This is a genomic window from Haloprofundus halobius (genome assembly GCF_020097835.1).
In the GTDB taxonomy this organism is placed as follows: domain Archaea; phylum Halobacteriota; class Halobacteria; order Halobacteriales; family Haloferacaceae; genus Haloprofundus; species Haloprofundus halobius.
In genome coordinates, this window is sequence record NZ_CP083666.1 from 2,634,675 (window position 1) to 2,651,212 (window position 16,538).

Sequence of the window (16,538 nt, forward strand, 5' to 3'; positions counted from 1 at the left end):
CAACGCTGACGGTGTCGACGCGTGAGCTATCGACAATGGTTACCGCAACGAACGGCGGCGTCTCGCTTCACTATCAGACCGACGGCGACGGCGAAACCGTCGCGTTCGTCGGCGACGCGGGCTACGGCGCGTGGCAGTGGGGCTGGCAGCACGCCGCCGTCGCCGGTCCGTTCGAGAGTCTCGTCTACGACCAGCGCGGCGTCGGTCACTCCGACGCCCCGGACGGTCCGTACACCGTCGGCGAACTGGCGCAGGACCTCGAAGTCGTGCTCGCCGCCCACAAGGTTCGAAAAGCGCATCTCGTCGGCGCAGGGCTGGGTGGGATGGTCGCGCTGCAGACGGCGCTCTCTTCGAACCGAGTGGCGAGTCTGACGCTGCTGGCTACCGCCGCGACGGGAGATGGGTTGGACGCCGCGCCGCTGTACGCGGACCCGACCGACCGCGACGCGCTCCGCCGTGCGACCGAAGCGGCGCTCTCGTCGTCGTTCGTCGAGCGGCATCCCGACGTCGTCGACCGAATCGTCGCGTGGCGCGCCGACGAGGACGCGTCACCGGGAGCGTGGGAGGCGCAGCGGGCTGCGGTCGAGCGGTTCGACGTGAGCGACCGACTGTACGAAATGACGACGCCGGCGCTCGTGGTGCACGGCACGGCGGATTCGGCCTGGCCCGTCGAACGCGGCCGCGAACTCGCCGAGGGACTCCCGCGCGGAACGTTCGCGGCCGTCGACGGTGCGAACCACCTCGTCGGCGTCGAAGCGTCGAAGGACGTGAACGACCGACTGCTCGCGTTTCTGGAGGGGCAGGCCGACGCGGAGCCGTAGCCGTCGCGGGCGACCGCGGACCGCCGCAGACCTCGGCAGGATTCGCCCGGACGCAACGCCTTTCAGCCCCGAGAGACTGATTCTCTACTATGAGCAGACTTCGCTTCGCGCTTCTCGACGCCTCTCACGGCAGCGGAAGCACCAGACGGAACTTCAGACGCGAACTCGACGCCGACCTCGTGGAGTTCGCCGCCAGCGAGGGAGAGTTACCGGAGAGCTACGAGTACGACGGTGTCGTCGTCACCGGCTCTCGGGCGTCGGTCTACTGGGACGAAGAGTGGATTCCCCCGCTCGTCGACTACGTCGCCGAAGCCGCCGAGCGGGGGATTCCGGTTCTCGGCGTCTGTTACGGCCACCAAGTGCTCGCCGAGGCGCTCGGCGGGCGTGTCGGCGGGATGGACGACTTCGAGATCGGATACAACGAGGTCGAACACCTCGAAAACGACCCGCTGTTCGGCGGTATCGACGAGCGCTTCACCGTCTTCACGACGCACGGCGACACGGTGCTCGAACTGCCGCCAGGTGCGGAACTGCTGGCGAAAAACCAGTTCGGCGTCCACGCCTTTCGGAAGGGCAACAGCTACGGCGTGCAGTTCCACCCCGAGTACGACGTGGAGACGGCCCGCGAGGTGACTGACGGCAAGCGCGAGCAGCTCGGCGACACACGGGTCGACGAGGTGCTTTCGGGAATCACGACCGAGCAGTTCGACGCCGCCTGTGAAGCGAAGCAGTTGTTCGACAATTTCGTCGCCCACGCGGAACGCGTCCGCGAGGAGCGCCGCGAGGAGAAGGCGGCGGAGGTCTGAGCCCGCTCGAACTCGGTGCGTCGGTAGGCAACAGGCAACACTTGCGAACGCTTTTTCACACGACGCCCCGCAGAGTCGTACATGCTCGATTACGTGGATTTGGAGGCCGATCTCGACGAGGAGGAGCGGATGATTCGCGACACCGCTCGCCGGTTCGTCGACGAGAAGGTCAAACCCGACATCGGTGACCACTACGAGGCGGGGACGTTCCCCGGGGAGCTCGTCTCCGAGATGGGTGAGCTCGGCTTCTACGCGCCGAACCTCGACGGCTACGGCCTCCCTGACGTTGGCGAGCGCGCCTACGGCCTCCTGATGCAGGAGTTGGAGGCCGGCGACGCGGGTATCCGGTCGATGGCGAGCGTGCAGGGCGCGCTCGTGATGTACCCGATTCACGCCTACGGGAGCGACGAGCAGAAGGAACGCTGGCTCCCCGACCTCGGGACCGGCGACGCCGTCGGCTGCTTCGGTCTGACGGAGCCGAACCACGGCTCAGACCCCGGCGGGATGGAGACGCGCGCGGAGGCAGATGGCGACGAGTACGTCCTCAACGGCTCGAAGACGTGGATCACGAACTCGCCCATCGCCGACGTGGCCGTCGTCTGGGCGCGCGACAGTTCCGCGGAGGACTCGCCGATCCGCGGCTTCCTCGTCGAGACCGACCGCGACGGCGTGACGACGAACAAGATAGAGGACAAACTCTCGATGCGCGCGTCCATCACGGGCGAAATCGGCCTCAACGACGTCCGCATCCCCGAGGAGAACGTCCTCCCGGGCGTCGAGGGGCTGAAAGGCCCGTTGTCGTGTCTGACGCAGGCGCGGTTCGGCATCGCGTGGGGAGCGGTCGGGTCGGCGCGCGACTGCTTCGAGACGGCGCGGCAGTACGCCACCGACCGCGAGCAGTTCGGCGGTCCCATCGCCCGGTTCCAGATTCAACAGGAGAAACTCGCGGAGATGGCGACCCAGATTACGACGAGTCAGTTGCTCGCGTACCGCCTCGCCGACCTGAAGGAGCGCGGCGACCTCCGACCCGAGCAGGTGTCGATGGCCAAGCGCAACAACGTCCGGATGGCGCGCGACCAGGCCCGCGTCGCCCGGGAGATGCTCGGCGGCAACGGCATCACGACCGACTACTCGCCGATGCGACACCTCGCGAACCTCGAAACGGTGTACACCTACGAGGGAACCCACGACATCCACACGCTGGTACTCGGGAAGGATCTCACCGGGATTGCGGCTTTCGAGTAGATAGTCGGGGATCCCCGCAATCGCGGTGAGAGTCCGGAATTGCGGCGTTCGGATGGATTCGGTAGCGGAGAACTACCAGTCACACCGGGAGACCGACCCGACTAACTTACAGTCAATTTTTGAATCAGTTTTCGGAGAAACGCCGCAGACGTTGGAAATCACACACTCTCGCCGGAGATGGATGTACGTTTCGGTTGTGACACGGACGGGGAGGCTTTACCTGTTGACAACGTAACGGCGGACGAGCCATGACCACTCCAGCGTACAACGGCTCAGCCGAACTCGACCTCACGCACGCCGAGTCGTGGGTCGTCCACGCCGCCGTTCTCGCGGCCATCGAGCGCACGCTCGACACCGGACAGAAACCGATGCAGGAGCACACGCTCCGCGAGAAGGTCGAAGAGAACGAAACCTTCACCGGCAGCGAACTCCGCAGGCTCCGACAGATGCTCGCGACGTATCTCGAGTCCGCCCCCGAACGCGACGTCGAACCCGGCGAAGCCGTACTCGGCTACATCCGCCGGACGATTCAGTAACGTCCCTCTCGGTCCCCACACCGGGTCGAGAACAGCGACCCCGTTAGTTCGTCCTCCCATCACGCCGACGACCGACTGACGATGCGTCCCCAGAGCGCCCGCCGGTCTGCGGCCCACCGATAGAGACGCTCGCGGACCGCCGGGTACGCCGGTACGCGCCGCAGGAGCGAGAAGACGCACTCGAAAAGCGGATGTGACGTCGCGAGCACCCGCTCTGCGGCCGCCCCACAGGAGAAGACGGTGTCGTCGGTGAGCAGATGCGCGCACGTCTCGTAGTCGTCGGGGAGGCGAGCGAGTTGGTCGTCGGTGAGCGCCGCGAACCCGACCAGCTCGAACTCGCCGTAGCGGTCGGCGACGACGGCACACCACGTGCAGAAGCCGCAGTCGTCGTCGTAGACGAGGCGCGGCACGGACATACGTTCGCTTCGGCGGCCGCACCCTTAGTGTATCCAGTTTCTCACTCACTCGTCCCAGTAGCTGACGGTGTCGTCGCGGCGGTAGTACCCCTCGACGAGTCGGGGGTCGTCGCTGCCGGGAGCCGAACCCGCGAAGATTCCGATCTTCCCGGAGTCGGGGTAGACGCTCACGTCGGGGTCGTCCATCGTCGACAGCACCAGGTAGCGGAGCGGTTCGTCGGCGTCGTTGCCGACGCGGTGGCCGCCCGCTTCACCGGCGGGAAGCGCCACGTAGTCGCCGGACCGGAGGTCGTGTTCGTCGTCGCCGAGACGGAGCGTTCCGCGACCCGAGAGCACGTAGATGGCCTCCTCGTTGCCCGTGTGGTAGTGGTAGGGCCACGAGTTGCCGCCGGTCGGGAGTTCGTAGAGACTACAGCCGAGTCGCTCGCCGCCGGCGGCGCTGGCGAGTTTCTTCCGGCGAAAGTGGGTGTCGTCGCGGTCGGTCTCGCTCCAGTCGAGGTCGGCGTCGTTGACGGGCTCCATACGCCGAATTCGGCACCGACCGCTATCAATCCAAGCGGAGAGCGGTAGCACTAACGAAGAAAGAGAACGGGAGACGGACGAGCGTCGGTTAGACCGACGAAGCCGTCGTTTCGGCGACGGCCGGAGCGCGCGTCTCCTCGCGGCCGATGAGAATCCACGCGGCGCAGAACGCGAGCGCGAAGGCGGCGAAGAGGACGTCGATTCCGGCGACGGCCGTCGGGCCGACCGCGAACCCGACTGCGAACACGACGAGCGCGACGACGGCCAGCGCGCCGGCCGTTTTCGCGACGCCCGAGCGCCAGAGCGCGATCCCGACGACGGCGCTCCCGGCGATAGCGACGAGCAGACCGATAAACGCGAAGGAGCCGCCGGGAAGGTTCGGGGCCGCCGGGTTCGCGTCGAGGTAGTTCATCGTCCCGCCGATGGTCATCGACAGGAAGCCGAGCGCCGCCAGCGCGGCCCCGGCGAGTCCGACTCGGCCGAGCGTCTCGCGGAACCGGGCGACCGCCGCGACTGCACCCACCGTCAGGAGGGCTGCGGCGGCGGTCGTGGCGATGTAGAACGCCGAGTAGAGCATCGTTCCCGGGATCTCGTCGGCGCGGGGGTAGACGGAGTTCGTCAACATCGACGCCAGGAGGACGACGCCGCCGACGACGGCGGCGATACCGAAGAGTCGAGCGCGACCGCTCGCGTTCGAGGTAGTTACGTTAGTTGTTTGCATCGAAACCACTGATTCTACTGAATCGGTGTAGAGAACGTCGTGTAACGGCATAAACCGGTGCTCTGAGAAACAGGACGGTCCGTTCTCCGAGCGAATCGGTCACGGCGAGAGGTGCGCGACGAGTCGTCCGCTCACTCCGTTTGCGAAGACGCCGTCAGACGAGTTGTGCGAGTCTGACGAGCCATCTGCTCACTCCGTTCGCAGAGACGTGCCCTTAAGTGGCTGACCCACCCATCGTTCGACAATGGGAATCGACCCGAACTTCGACGCAAATCGAGAGAAAGTCGGCGAGGAGAACGGTGTCGACGTCTGGGGATCAGTCGACCCGCCGGAGAAACTCGGCATTCACGGAACGCACGTTGCCGTCGACTACGACATCTGCATCGCCGACGGCGCGTGTCTGGAAAACTGCCCCGTCGACGTGTTCACGTGGGTGGATACCCCGGACCATCCCGAGAGCGAGAAGAAAGTCGAACCGACCTACGAGGATCAGTGCATCGACTGTATGCTCTGCGTCGATATCTGTCCCGTCGACGCCATCGACGTGGACGCGAGTCGGGACTGAGCGTCTTCGTCCTTCGTCGCCGCGTTCGTTCGGAGACGATAGTCTGCGTCGACGACCGGTGTCCAGTTAGATAACGCTGGACGTGGCACCCACAGGTGCATGACCACCGAAGAAGTCACCAACACGCTCAGGCAGGCGTACGTGGACGAGATGGAGACGGTGATGAACTACCTGACGAACTCGATCGTGCTCGACGGCGTCAGCGCCGAGGAAGTCAAGGAGTCGCTCCGCGAGGACATCCAGGAGGAACTCGGCCACGCGGAGATGCTCGGCGAGCGTCTCAAGCAGCTCGACGAGCGACCGCCGGGCTCACAGGAGTTCGAGCCGCGGCAGGAGACGCTCCAGCCGCCGGAGGATACGACCGACGTGCTCTCGGTCATCAACGGCGTCCTCGACGCCGAGGAAGACGCCATCGACACCTACCGGACGCTCATCAAGCAGGCCGAGGAGGCCGACGACCCCGTCACCGAGGACATCGGCGTCACCATCCTCGGAGACGAGGAGGCCCACCGCACCGAGTTCCGCGGCTTCAAGAAAGAGTACAAAAACGACTGAGCGAAGAGACGTAGCGGAGAGCCCGGCTCAGTCGGCGGTCGCCGGCCGCGTGTCGTCGCCGGCGGCGGTCGTCTTCTCTCGCTTCGCGTCGAGCGCCTCGATGAGCAGTTCGGCCACGTCGACGATTTCGATGTCGTCTTCGAAGTCGCCCGTTTTCCTGCCGTCCTCGTACATCGTCATGCACATCGGACAGGCGACGACGAACTTCTCGACTGCCGACCCGGCATCGGTGTCTTCGAGCGCCTCGCGGAGTCGCTCCTCGCTCGGTTTGGGCTCCTCGTCGAACTCCATCCAGAGGCCGCCGCCGCCGCCACCGCAGCAGAAGGAGTCGGCGCGGTTGCGCGGCATCTCGTGGAGGTCACAGCCGGTCGCCTCGATGATGTCGCGCGGGGCCTCGTACACGTCGTTGTACCGGCCGAGGTGACAGGGGTCGTGGTAGGTGACCGTGTAGTCGAGTTCCGTCCCGTCGAGACCGAGGCGGCCCTCGCCGACGAGCTGTTCGACGACCTGCGACCAGTGGTACACCGGAATTTGACCCTCTTGGTTCCAGAACTCGTCGTACTCGAACGGCATTACGGGGTCGTCGGCGAACTCCCCGAAGTCGATTTCGGGGTACTCGTTCTTCATCGTGTTGTACGAGTGCGGGTCCGTGCAGACGATTTTCTCGAACTCGCAGTCCTCGAACGTCTCGACGTGGTGGCCGGCGAGTTCGAGGAAGAGGAACTCCTCGCCGACGCGGCGGACGTCGTTGCCGTCGAACTTCTCGTCGTCGAAGAGGATGCCGAAGGAGACGCCGGCGCGCTCGAGCAGCGTCGCGAGCGAGCGCGCGACCTTCTTGTTCCGGTCGTCGTAGCTCGGGTAGTCGCCGACGTACCAGAGGAACTCGACTTCCTCCTCGCGGGCGTCGGTGAGGTCGAACGATAACTCCTTCGCCCAGTCGGCGCGCTTGCGCGGCGGGTCGCCGAACGTGTTGCCCTTCTGCATCAGGTTCCCGAAGACGTCCTGCATGTTCGACTGCACCGCGCCCTCGTCGGTGAGCTGACGGTTCATCCGGGTGAAGGAGTTGAGGTGCTCTATTTCGACCGGGCACGCGTCCATGCAGGCCATGCAGGCCATGCACGACTCCATCGTCTCGGCGGCGACGACTGACTCGCCGCCGTCGGCGACTATCGGCTTGGGCTCGGTCTCGCCGGCGTCGAGCGACTCGCGGTAGGATTTGAGGTCGAGAATCACGTCGCGCGGATCGAGCGGCCGACCGGAGGCTTTCGCGGGGCAGACCGACGAACAGCGGCCGCACTTCGTGCAGGCGTCCTGATCGAGAATCTCCTTCCAGGAGAAGTCGTCGATGGACTCGGCGTTGACGTGGTCCAGGTCGGCGGGAACGCTCGGCAGCCGCTTGCCCGCTTTCTCGTCGCGGGTGACGACGTTCGCGAACGACGAGAGCATGTGAAACGGCTTCGCGCGGGGAATCCACGCGATGAATCCGAGCGCGAGCAGCGCGTGACTCCACCAGCCGAACCAGTAGAGCGACTCGGCCTGCCCGGCGGACATCCCCGCGGCGTCGAACACCAGCGCGAGGAAGTAGCCGACGAAGCTCACCGTCTCGAACTCGGGGAACCCGGTGCCGGCGATGCGGAGCCCTTCGATGACGTAGCCGCCGACACCGAGTAGGAACAGCGTCCAGATGAACGCGTCGTCCTCCAGAGACGTGTGTTTGCCCCAGAGGCGGTCGTGACGGACGGCGTAGCGCCGGTAGAGCGCCATCCCGACGCCGACGACGAACAGAAAGCCCATCGCGTCCATCACGAGTGAGTACGAGAGATAGAAGTTCCCCTGGAAGAACGACTCCTGACCGAGTAGTTTCGTCCAGATATCCATGTCGACGGCGAGAATCGTCGTCCCGATGAACAGCGTCAGAAAGCCCCAGAGGATGAACGCGTGCATGATTCCGGCGTAGAGGTCGCGGTCGAACTGCTTCTCGTTCGAGAGGGCGATTCGGGCGGCGATCCCGACTCGCTCCGGGAGGTCGGCGAGGCGGTCGACGGGGTCGTCGCTGCCGAGGGTGTAGCGGGCTAACCGCTCGTAGACGCCGTAGGCGAAGACGAGAAGCACCAGCGCCGACAGCCAGTAGAAGACCACCTCGCCGACGGGGCTGATGGTCCAGAACGTCGGACGCGTCGGCTCTCCCGACTGCAGGAGCACCGCTGGAGCGCCCGGAGACGGCGCGACTGCGCCGCCTGCCTGCAAATCTGTCATACTCAATCACCGGGGTACGGACCGGTTAAATCTTGCCACCCGCTTCGCCGCGCGAGAGAGCGCGAGCGACCCGGAGCAATAGACGGCGCGACGGTCAGACGAGCGCCCACGCCGCAAGAACTGCCGCGACGGCAAAGCCGAGCAGGTCGAGACGGCCGAAGCGGAGCGCCGGAAGCGTCGGGTTCCACGCGAAACACCGGGCTCGGAGCGCCAGCGAGAGGCGGTCGGCGCGGCCGAACGCGCGGTTCAGTCCCGCGATCGTCGTGAGCCGAATTCGCTCGACGACCGGTCGTTCCCCGCCGAGGCGGGCCGCCGTCGCCTCGCGCGTCCGCCGCAGGTCAGCCAGCAACAGCGGGAAGAACCGAAAGACGAGCGCGATACCCATCCCGAGAAACTGGCCGGGTTTGCCGGGCACAGTACGCTGGATGGCCGCTCGAGTGTCGCGGACGGGCGTCGACCGGACGTAACCGGCGCTGACGAGGAGAACCAAGAACGCGCGGTAGCTGGCGAGGGCGGGTTCGCGGGCGTCGGCGACGACTACCCACGGCGGGCCGAGCGTCAGCGCCGAGACGAGCGGACCGGCGAAAAGAAACGGGAGGACGAACCGGTACTCGCGAACCGCCGTCGACGGCGAGAGGCCCGACGAGGCGAGCAACGCGGCGGTCACCGCCGAAAGCGCGAGGAGACCGCGGGGCGTCTCGTTGGCGAACGCGGCGACGACGAAGGCGAACTGGACGAGCAGCTTCGTCCGCGGGTCGAGGCGGTGGGCGAGCGAGTCGTCGGGAACGTAGTTCAGCACGGGTCGGTAACCGGGAGGCGAACGTCGATGTCGGAGAGCGACTCGCGGGTCGACGCCGATTCGGTGTCGCCGTCGACGACGACGCGACCGTCGGCCATCCCGACGACTCGGTCGGCGAGCGAGAACACGTCCCGTAGGTCGTGGGTGACGACGATGACGCTCGTTCCGCCCGTGTGGAGCGCGCGGAGACGGTCGAGCACCGACCGCCGCGCGGGTTCGTCCAATCCGGTAAAGGGTTCGTCCAGCACGAGATGGGTCGGCTCCATCGCCAGCGCGCCCGCGATGGCGACGCGTTCGCGCTCACCGCCCGAGAGGTCGGCGACGCGTTCGCCTTCGCGGCCGTCGAGATTCACCGCCGAGAGCGCGGCGTCGACACGGCGGTCGATTTCGGCCCGCGAGAGACCGAGATTCTCGGGGCCGAACGCCACGTCCGCGCCGACGGTGGCCGCGACGAGTTGGTCGCGCGGGTCCTGAAACACCATCCCGACGGCGACGCGCGCGGCGACGAGGTCCGCGGAGACGGGCGTGCCGTCGACGGACACCTCGCCCGCGTCGGGTTCGAGCAGTCCGTTGAAGTGGCGGACGAGCGTCGACTTTCCTGACCCATTTGCGCCGACGACGAGGACGAACTCGCCGTCGGCGACGCTGAGCGAGACGTCGTCGACGGCGACGGTGTCGCCGTAGCGGTGCGTGAGGTTTCGGACCCGAATCATTTCGGTTACGAGGCGGCGACGGCGTCCGAGCGGACGATACCGACGGCGGCGGCGATTTTCAGCGCCTCGGCTGGCAGGAACGCGACCGCGCCGACGGCGAACGCCTCGCCGACGCCAATGCCGAGAACGAGCATTAGCCCGACCATCCCAAGCGCGTAGATGACGACGGTTCCGGCAATCATCGCGCCGACGAGCAGCGGCGTGCCCGCCTCGCGGTAGTCGCGCAGCGTGAGGCCCCGATGGACGACGACGCCGACGAGCGCGGCGGCGACGGGGTACGACCAGAGGTAGCCGAGCGTCGGGTTCGCCAGCAGCGACCCGATGCCGGCACCGCCGCCCTCGAACACGGGTACGCCCGCGGCCCCGGCGGCGAGATACAGCACCATCGCCGCACCGCCCCAGACGGGACCGAGCATGATTCCGGCGAGGAAGACGCCGAGTACCTGCAGAGTCACGGGTGCGGGCGAGACGGGGTTCGGAAACGAGACGTAGGCGAACGCGCCCATCAGCGCCGCGAACAGGGCGGCGCGGGCGACGTTCTTGACGGTCTCGTCGCCGACGAGTTCGACGCTGTCCGTCGATGTAGCCATAGGGTTGCTGTCTCGTAAACCCACTTTAATTCGTTGGTTTACGACATTTCGTACCCCGCGTAATTTGGCAGTAGGCTTTTGTACGGCAAGGATGTTCTATAGCCACCATGGACGAGAAGACGGCGGAGCTCCGGGATATCTTCATTGATGCGACCGGGTCGGAAACCGTCACGGAGAGTCAGGAGGAGGAACGAGGCTCCCTGACCGAAGACGAGGAGAACGTCGAGCGCCGACTCGACGAACTCGTCACGACGATGCGGAGTCGGTACGAGTTCACGAGCGACCTGCAGACCCAGACGCTCGTGCGAATCGTTCGCGGATTCTACGACGAACAGTCCGACCACGAACTGGCTGCGGAACTGGACGTCGACGAGTCGGCGGTGTTCGACGCGCGGATGGACCTGCATCTCGTGAGCGAGGCGGATCGCGACGCGCCGTTCGCGCTCGACCAGCTTCGAACGCTCATCGTCGACGACGTGTCGGTGAGCGACCGGGCCGCCGAACTCGACAGCGACGAGGCGACCGTCCGACGGTACTCGGCTATCGTCGAGGCCGACCAGCGGTCGACCCGAGCGAACGACCGCTTCCGCGACGAGTTCGCCGAACTGCTCACCGACTCGGACCTCTCGGCACGTCTCGCCGAAACCGCTCGTGAAGACGGCCTGAAAGACGCGACCGAAGATATCGAGACGAACGTTTCCTTCTGACGCACCTTTTTTACTGCGGGGGTGCGCGAAGCGCACCCCGCTTGTAAAAAATCTGCACCAAAAAAGGCCGCTCGCTCCCTTCGGTCGCTCGCGGTACAACGGCTAGGTAGACCGCCTCCGCACAGCACCGCACCGTCCCGTACTGTATTGTCTGGGCGTCGACGGCGAGGCCCGTAGGTTCAAATACCGGAACGGAACCAATCTGTTTCGTGCCGACGTTCACGGACCTCGCGCGGGCGACGTACTGTCCGCGACAGTTGTACTACGCTCGCCGCGACGACGAACGGGGACCGCCGCCCGAGGTTGCCGAGATTCGGGAGTTGGCGTTTCGCTACGAGGAACTCGTCGACGCTGACGACGGGACGATTCGAGCACTTCCTGTCGCGGTCGAACCCGACGAGTACCGTCGGGCGCTCCGAGGGCTCGGCGAACGCGACGAGTGGCCGAGTCTCTGCACTCCGACCGAACGCGACCGGCTGCTCCACGGACGGGACGCCCGAGGTATGGCGCACAAGATTCTCGAGGGCGAATCGGAGACCGACGGCGACGTGCCGACACCCACGCTCGTCTCGCCCGGTCACCCGCCCGAGCAGGGGGTCTGGAAGCCGCAGAAAGTGCGCGCCGTCGCAGCGGCGAAAGCGCTCTCGTGGGAGGAAGAGCGCGAGATCTCGCGGACACTCGTCGAGTATCCGGCCGTCGGTGCGGTCAGAACTGTACGGCTGACGACGCGAGCGAAGGCGACGTACCGTACTGCGGTCCGGACGGTTCGGTCGATGGACGGCCCACCACCGCGACTCCGCGGCAGCGACAAGTGTTCGACGTGCGAGTATCGCAGTCAGTGCGGTGTCAAAACGCGGTCGCTGCGCTCGCTGTTCGGCCTGTGAGATCGGAGTGGCCTACTCGCGTTTCAGCCACGCCTCGATGTCGTCGGCCCGTGCACCGCGGCGGTGGATTACGTTACGCCCCACGTCGACGACGGTGCTCTCGGTGCCGGGCGTCTCGCCGTCGTCGAGTACTGCGCCGACTGATTCGAGAATTCGGGGGTCGAGTTCGTCGACGCGGCGGACGCTTCCGGCACCGCTCCGGTTCGCGCTCGTCGCCGTCAGCGGCGTTGGCGTGAGTTCGGCGAGCAGTTCGAAGGCCAGGTCGTGGTCGGGGACCCGGATGCCGACGCGCTCGCGTCCCGCGGTGAGCACATCGGGAACCATCTCCCGGCGGGCGGCGACGACGGTGACAGGTCCCGGAAGGAACTCGCGCATGAACCGAACCTCTCGGTCGGTCGGGTCGGTGTACCGGAGTGCGGCGTCGACGCTCGGGGCGCCGAGCGACAGGGGGTTGTCGCGGGCGCGACCCTTCAACTCGAACACGCGCTCGACGGCGTCGGCGTCGAGGGCGTCCGCGCCGAGTCCGTACACCGTCTCGGTCGGGTAGACGACCGCCTCGCCGCGCTCGACGGCGGCGACGGCGTCTGCGACTGTGTCCATAGCCGTGGGTAGACGCTCGGACAAAAAAGCGTACTGCGTTCGGTCGTCGCTCGGTTTCGCGGTCAGGCGAGGTCGGCGATGGCCGCCTCCACCTCGTCGTAGTCGGGGAAATCGGGCCACTCGCTGGCGACCCACGCGTACTCGACGGTCCGATCCTCGTCAAGTAGGAACACCGCCGGACGCGCCTCGCTCACGCCGGCCATCCCGTCGAGGTCGTTCTCGACGCCGTACTCGCGGGCGACGCCGTTCTGCGGGTCCGAAAACAGCGAGTACTCCATCCCTCGCTCCTCGATGAGCGTCTTGTGCTCGTACGGTGACGAGATGGAGAGGCCGACGACGGTGAGCGTGTTCCCCCATTCCCGGTCGCGCATCTCGTTCCACATGTACGTCGCCGGGAACGCGCCGTCCATCGGGTAGAACACGAGGAGGACGGGTCCGTTGTCGGTGAGCTCCGACAGCGACGCGCCCTCCCAGTACTCGGCGTTGACGAGCGGGCGGGTGAAGTCGGGTGCCGTGTCGCCGACGTCGACGTGGTCCGTCTCGGGGAGGTCGACGACCTCGAAGTCGACCATTACGCCGCACCCCCGTCCTCGGTGTCGTCGTCGAGGTCGGTGCCGCCGTCCGTCGCGGCTCCGCCGTACGTCTCGGTCAGATACTCGACGATGTTCGCCGACTCCGACATCGTCAGTCCCGTGTTCTCGTCGACGATGGCCGGGACAGTACGTTTCCCGGAGATGCGTTTGACGACGTTGCGCTCGGAGTGCATCGGTTCGACGAACCGCGAGTGGTAGTCGAGGTCGTACTCGTGGAGTTTTCGGACGACGCGCTCGCAGTACGGACACGCCTGTAATCGGTACAGGGTAATCGCCGGGTCGTCGGACATACCACCGGGTAGGGGCGTTCGCGGCCTAAGCGCTTCGCTCGCGGAACGTCAGCGATGGTACCAGTTATCAACGTGAGAGAAGACAACTCTTAATTCAGGTCCAAGATAAGGATACGTGTCACATGGGTTTGCCGCTGCCACACACAGCTCATTCTGTGTTTCTACAGTCCGCTCAGGCGACCGGCCCCGTACCGGTCAACCCGACGACCGTTGCCATCGGCGGCGTCGCCACCATCGGGATTCTCCTTGCGCTCTCGGCGTTCTTCTCGTCTTCCGAGATAGCGATGTTCTCGCTGGCGAAACACCGTGTCGACTCGCTCGTCGAGGACAACGTCCCGAACTCGGAGACGGTGCAGTCGCTGAAGCAGAACCCCCACCGCCTCCTCGTGACGATTCTCGTCGGGAACAACATCGTCAACATCGCGATGTCTTCCATCACGACGGGACTGCTAGCGTACTACCAGTTCGGCGGCATCGAGTCGGTCCTCATCTCGACGCTCGGCATCACGACGCTCGTCCTGCTGTTCGGCGAGAGCGCGCCGAAGTCGTACGCGGTCGAACACACCGAGTCGTGGGCGCTGCGGGTCGCGCGCCCGCTGAAGTACTCCGAGTACGTCCTCTACCCGCTCGTCGTCGTCTTCGATTACCTCACCCGGCTCGTCAACAAGTTCACCGGTGGCCAGTCGGCCATCGAGTCCACCTACATCACCCGCGACGAGATTCAGGACATGATCGAGACGGGCGAGCGCGAGGGCGTCATCGAGGAGGAGGAGCGCGAGATGCTCGACCGCATCTTCCGCTTCACCAACACTATCGCCAAGGAGGTGATGACGCCGCGGCTCGACGTGACCGCCGTCCCGAAGAACGCGACCATCGAGGAGGCCATCGAGACGTGCGTCCAGGCCGACCACGAGCGCATCCCCGTCTACGACGGCAACCTCGACAACATCATCGGCATCGTCAACGTGCGCGACTTGGTCCGCGAGAAACACTACGGCGAGGGCAGCGACAACCTCGACGACGTGGTCAACCCGACGCTGCACGTTCCCGAGTCGAAGAACGTCGACGAACTGCTCGCGGAGATGCAGGAAAACCGCCTCCAGATGGTCGTCGTCATCGACGAGTTCGGGACGACTGAGGGAATCATCACGCTCGAAGACGTCGCCGAGGAAGTCGTCGGCGACATCCTCGAAGGCGACGAGGACGAGGCGTTCGAGACCGTCGACGAGCGCACGACGCTCGTCCGCGGCGAGGTCAACATCGACGAGGTGAACGAGATGTTGGACCTCGAACTCCCCGAAGGGGAGGAGTTCGAGACGCTCGCCGGGTTCATCTTCAACCGCGCGGGACGACTCGTCGAGGAGGGTGAGAAGATCGAGTACGACGGCGTCGTCATCCACATCGAGGAGGTCGACAACACCCGTATCATGCGCGCGCGAATCACGACGCCCGAGTCGACCGCGGAGGAGTCCGACGGCGACGAGGTGGAACAGGAGGTCGACCCGTCTTCTGAGACCGACCAACCGCGGCGAACATAATACGTCTCCAGCGGTAGTCGGGAGAGTAATCGAATCGACCGCGACGACGACGGCTGTTCGGTGACGTTCTCGCTGCCGCGCGTCGGAGACGATGCGGACGGGGCGGGCGATACGGACGGCGCGGCTCACACCGACGACAGCAACAAGTCGACGGCGGCAAACACGCCGTAGCCGAGCGCCAGCGCCAGCGCCAGCGACCCGACCCACGCGAGCACCGTGTACAGCATCTTCTGGCGACTCACGCCGCTCCCGCCGGCGGCGTAGCCGCTGCCGATGATGGCGCTGACGATAATCTCGTTGAACGAGACGGGGATGCCGAAGGCGACGGCCGCCTGCGCGATGGCGAACGAGGGGATGAGTGCGGCGATGGAGCGGCGCGGACCGAGCGAGGAGTAGTCCTGTGCGATGGCCTTGATCATCCGCGGCGCGCCAGTCCACGACCCCGCCAACAGGCCGAGACCGCCGCCGACGAGGACGGCGACGAGCGGAATCGGCATCGCCGGACCCAGAAGCGGCACGAGCGGCCCGATGGCCAACCCGACCTGACTACCGCCCGCCGAGAAGGCGACGAGGCCGCCGAGCACCAGGAGAAATCGTCGCTGCCCGGCGTCGGCGTCGCGTACCATGTCGCGGTGGAGCGCGGCAGTGACGAGCGCGGCGAAGACGAGCGTGACGAGCAGGCGACCGACCGGGAGACCCGAGACGGCAGGGAGTGCGAGTCTCGCGGCGACTACGACGGCGACGCTTGCCCCCTCGCTCCCCGGGCCGAGCATCGAGAACTGGACGTTCGCGACGAGTGCGGCGACGATACCGGCGAGAAACGGGACGGCGAACCGTTCGGCGATGCGGTCGTTGCGGAGCGTCTTCGCCGTCGCGTACGCGATGCCGCCGCCGACGAACGGCGTGAGCACCCACAGCGCGACGATCTCTTGGTACTTCGCCCACGCGGGCGCGCCGCCGAGGGCGAGACCGACGCCGACGACGGCCCCGGTGACGGTGAACGCCGTGGCGATGGGATAGCCGGTGAAGACGCCGACGGCGACGAGCACCGCGGCCGTCAACAGTCCGACCGTCGCCGCGATGGCCGACAGTTCGACCCCGACGATGAGTTCCGTCCCCACGGCTTCGGTGACGCTCGCGCCCTGGAGTACTGCGCCGGCGAAGCCGAGAATACCGACGATGAAGCCCGCGCGCATCACGGAGATAGCGTTGGCTCCGACGGCGGGGGCGAAGGGCGTCGACCCCGACGACCCGGCACCGATGGCCCACGCCATGAACAGACTGGCGAGGGCCGCTACGACGAACGTCGCGACCGTCTCGACGGCTACCATTATCGTCTCTGCGCGCGCAATTTACAAGTGCCTACCGGGAATCGCGAGTT

At 66.2% G+C, this 16,538-nt stretch carries 20 protein-coding genes; 9 read left to right on the forward strand and 11 right to left on the reverse strand.

Annotated elements, in window-relative coordinates; genetic code table 11:
* Positions 1 to 35: 35 nt before the first annotated feature.
* From LAQ74_RS13935 to LAQ74_RS13950, 4 genes are all read left to right on the forward strand, one after another.
* A complete protein-coding gene (locus tag LAQ74_RS13935; RefSeq protein WP_224333138.1) occupies positions 36 to 821 on the forward strand; it encodes an alpha/beta fold hydrolase in 786 nt (261 codons plus the stop codon).
* 89 nt (positions 822 to 910) lie between these two features.
* Positions 911 to 1,627 (forward strand): type 1 glutamine amidotransferase, encoded by a 717-nt coding sequence (locus LAQ74_RS13940; RefSeq protein WP_224333139.1) that lies wholly within the window; start codon positions 911 to 913, stop codon positions 1,625 to 1,627.
* 81 nt (positions 1,628 to 1,708) lie between these two features.
* Positions 1,709 to 2,872, forward strand: a complete 1,164-nt coding sequence (locus LAQ74_RS13945) for an acyl-CoA dehydrogenase family protein (RefSeq protein ID WP_224333140.1) — start codon at positions 1,709 to 1,711, stop codon at positions 2,870 to 2,872.
* 248 nt (positions 2,873 to 3,120) lie between these two features.
* Complete coding sequence (locus tag LAQ74_RS13950) at positions 3,121 to 3,408, forward strand: DUF7853 family protein (protein ID WP_224333141.1); 288 nt, start codon at positions 3,121 to 3,123, stop codon at positions 3,406 to 3,408.
* 59 nt (positions 3,409 to 3,467) lie between these two features.
* Here LAQ74_RS13950 and LAQ74_RS13955 read toward each other — a convergent pair whose 3' ends face one another.
* From LAQ74_RS13955 to LAQ74_RS13965, 3 genes are all read right to left on the reverse strand, one after another.
* On the reverse strand, positions 3,468 to 3,824 hold the full coding sequence (locus tag LAQ74_RS13955; protein WP_224333142.1) for a DCC1-like thiol-disulfide oxidoreductase family protein: 357 nt from the start codon (positions 3,822 to 3,824) through the stop codon (positions 3,468 to 3,470).
* Between the two features lie 45 nt (positions 3,825 to 3,869).
* The gene (locus LAQ74_RS13960; RefSeq protein ID WP_224333143.1) at positions 3,870 to 4,346 is read right to left on the reverse strand and encodes a cupin domain-containing protein; all 477 of its coding nucleotides are present in this window, start codon (positions 4,344 to 4,346) and stop codon (positions 3,870 to 3,872) included.
* A gap of 88 nt (positions 4,347 to 4,434) precedes the next feature.
* On the reverse strand, positions 4,435 to 5,067 hold the full coding sequence (locus LAQ74_RS13965; RefSeq protein WP_224333144.1) for a hypothetical protein: 633 nt from the start codon (positions 5,065 to 5,067) through the stop codon (positions 4,435 to 4,437).
* Positions 5,068 to 5,311: 244 nt separating this feature from the next.
* Between LAQ74_RS13965 and LAQ74_RS13970 the strand changes: the two genes are divergently transcribed.
* Entirely contained in the window at positions 5,312 to 5,632 is a 321-nt protein-coding gene (locus LAQ74_RS13970) for a 4Fe-4S dicluster domain-containing protein (protein ID WP_224333145.1), read from the forward strand.
* 99 nt (positions 5,633 to 5,731) lie between these two features.
* Positions 5,732 to 6,187, forward strand: coding sequence for a ferritin-like domain-containing protein (locus tag LAQ74_RS13975; protein WP_224333146.1), 456 nt, complete (start codon positions 5,732 to 5,734; stop codon positions 6,185 to 6,187).
* Positions 6,188 to 6,214: 27 nt separating this feature from the next.
* On the opposite strand, the gene LAQ74_RS13980 is transcribed toward LAQ74_RS13975, so the two are convergent.
* From LAQ74_RS13980 to LAQ74_RS13995, 4 genes are all read right to left on the reverse strand, one after another.
* Complete coding sequence (locus tag LAQ74_RS13980) at positions 6,215 to 8,443, reverse strand: (Fe-S)-binding protein (protein ID WP_224333147.1); 2,229 nt, start codon at positions 8,441 to 8,443, stop codon at positions 6,215 to 6,217.
* Positions 8,444 to 8,537: 94 nt separating this feature from the next.
* Complete coding sequence (locus LAQ74_RS13985) at positions 8,538 to 9,242, reverse strand: energy-coupling factor transporter transmembrane component T family protein (protein WP_224333148.1); 705 nt, start codon at positions 9,240 to 9,242, stop codon at positions 8,538 to 8,540.
* Entirely contained in the window at positions 9,236 to 9,955 is a 720-nt protein-coding gene (locus LAQ74_RS13990) for an energy-coupling factor ABC transporter ATP-binding protein (protein WP_224333149.1), read from the reverse strand. Before LAQ74_RS13990 ends, LAQ74_RS13985 begins: the two co-directional genes overlap by 7 nt.
* A gap of 5 nt (positions 9,956 to 9,960) precedes the next feature.
* Positions 9,961 to 10,545 (reverse strand): biotin transporter BioY, encoded by a 585-nt coding sequence (locus tag LAQ74_RS13995; protein WP_224333150.1) that lies wholly within the window; start codon positions 10,543 to 10,545, stop codon positions 9,961 to 9,963.
* 107 nt (positions 10,546 to 10,652) lie between these two features.
* On the opposite strand from LAQ74_RS13995, the gene LAQ74_RS14000 reads away from it, so the two are divergent.
* Together LAQ74_RS14000 and LAQ74_RS14005 are read left to right on the forward strand one after the other, a co-directional pair.
* A complete protein-coding gene (locus tag LAQ74_RS14000; protein ID WP_224333151.1) occupies positions 10,653 to 11,252 on the forward strand; it encodes a conditioned medium-induced protein 4 in 600 nt (199 codons plus the stop codon).
* 209 nt (positions 11,253 to 11,461) lie between these two features.
* Complete coding sequence (locus LAQ74_RS14005; RefSeq protein ID WP_224333152.1) at positions 11,462 to 12,136, forward strand: CRISPR-associated protein Cas4; 675 nt, start codon at positions 11,462 to 11,464, stop codon at positions 12,134 to 12,136.
* A gap of 12 nt (positions 12,137 to 12,148) precedes the next feature.
* Here LAQ74_RS14005 and LAQ74_RS14010 read toward each other — a convergent pair whose 3' ends face one another.
* The 3 genes from LAQ74_RS14010 to LAQ74_RS14020 are packed head-to-tail and all read right to left on the reverse strand — an operon-like array spanning position 12,149 to position 13,619.
* A complete protein-coding gene (locus tag LAQ74_RS14010) occupies positions 12,149 to 12,802 on the reverse strand; it encodes an L-threonylcarbamoyladenylate synthase (protein ID WP_425498537.1) in 654 nt (217 codons plus the stop codon).
* Positions 12,799 to 13,308 (reverse strand): redoxin domain-containing protein, encoded by a 510-nt coding sequence (locus LAQ74_RS14015; RefSeq protein WP_224333154.1) that lies wholly within the window; start codon positions 13,306 to 13,308, stop codon positions 12,799 to 12,801. The genes LAQ74_RS14010 and LAQ74_RS14015 overlap by 4 nt, the downstream gene beginning before the upstream one ends.
* The gene (locus LAQ74_RS14020) at positions 13,308 to 13,619 is read right to left on the reverse strand and encodes a glutathione S-transferase N-terminal domain-containing protein (protein WP_224333155.1); all 312 of its coding nucleotides are present in this window, start codon (positions 13,617 to 13,619) and stop codon (positions 13,308 to 13,310) included. The genes LAQ74_RS14015 and LAQ74_RS14020 overlap by 1 nt, the downstream gene beginning before the upstream one ends.
* Positions 13,620 to 13,741: 122 nt before the next feature.
* On the opposite strand from LAQ74_RS14020, the gene LAQ74_RS14025 reads away from it, so the two are divergent.
* On the forward strand, positions 13,742 to 15,157 hold the full coding sequence (locus LAQ74_RS14025; protein ID WP_224333156.1) for a hemolysin family protein: 1,416 nt from the start codon (positions 13,742 to 13,744) through the stop codon (positions 15,155 to 15,157).
* A 125-nt stretch (positions 15,158 to 15,282) separates the two neighbouring features.
* Here LAQ74_RS14025 and LAQ74_RS14030 read toward each other — a convergent pair whose 3' ends face one another.
* Positions 15,283 to 16,488, reverse strand: coding sequence for an inorganic phosphate transporter (locus tag LAQ74_RS14030; RefSeq protein ID WP_224333157.1), 1,206 nt, complete (start codon positions 16,486 to 16,488; stop codon positions 15,283 to 15,285).
* Positions 16,489 to 16,538: the final 50 nt, after the last annotated feature.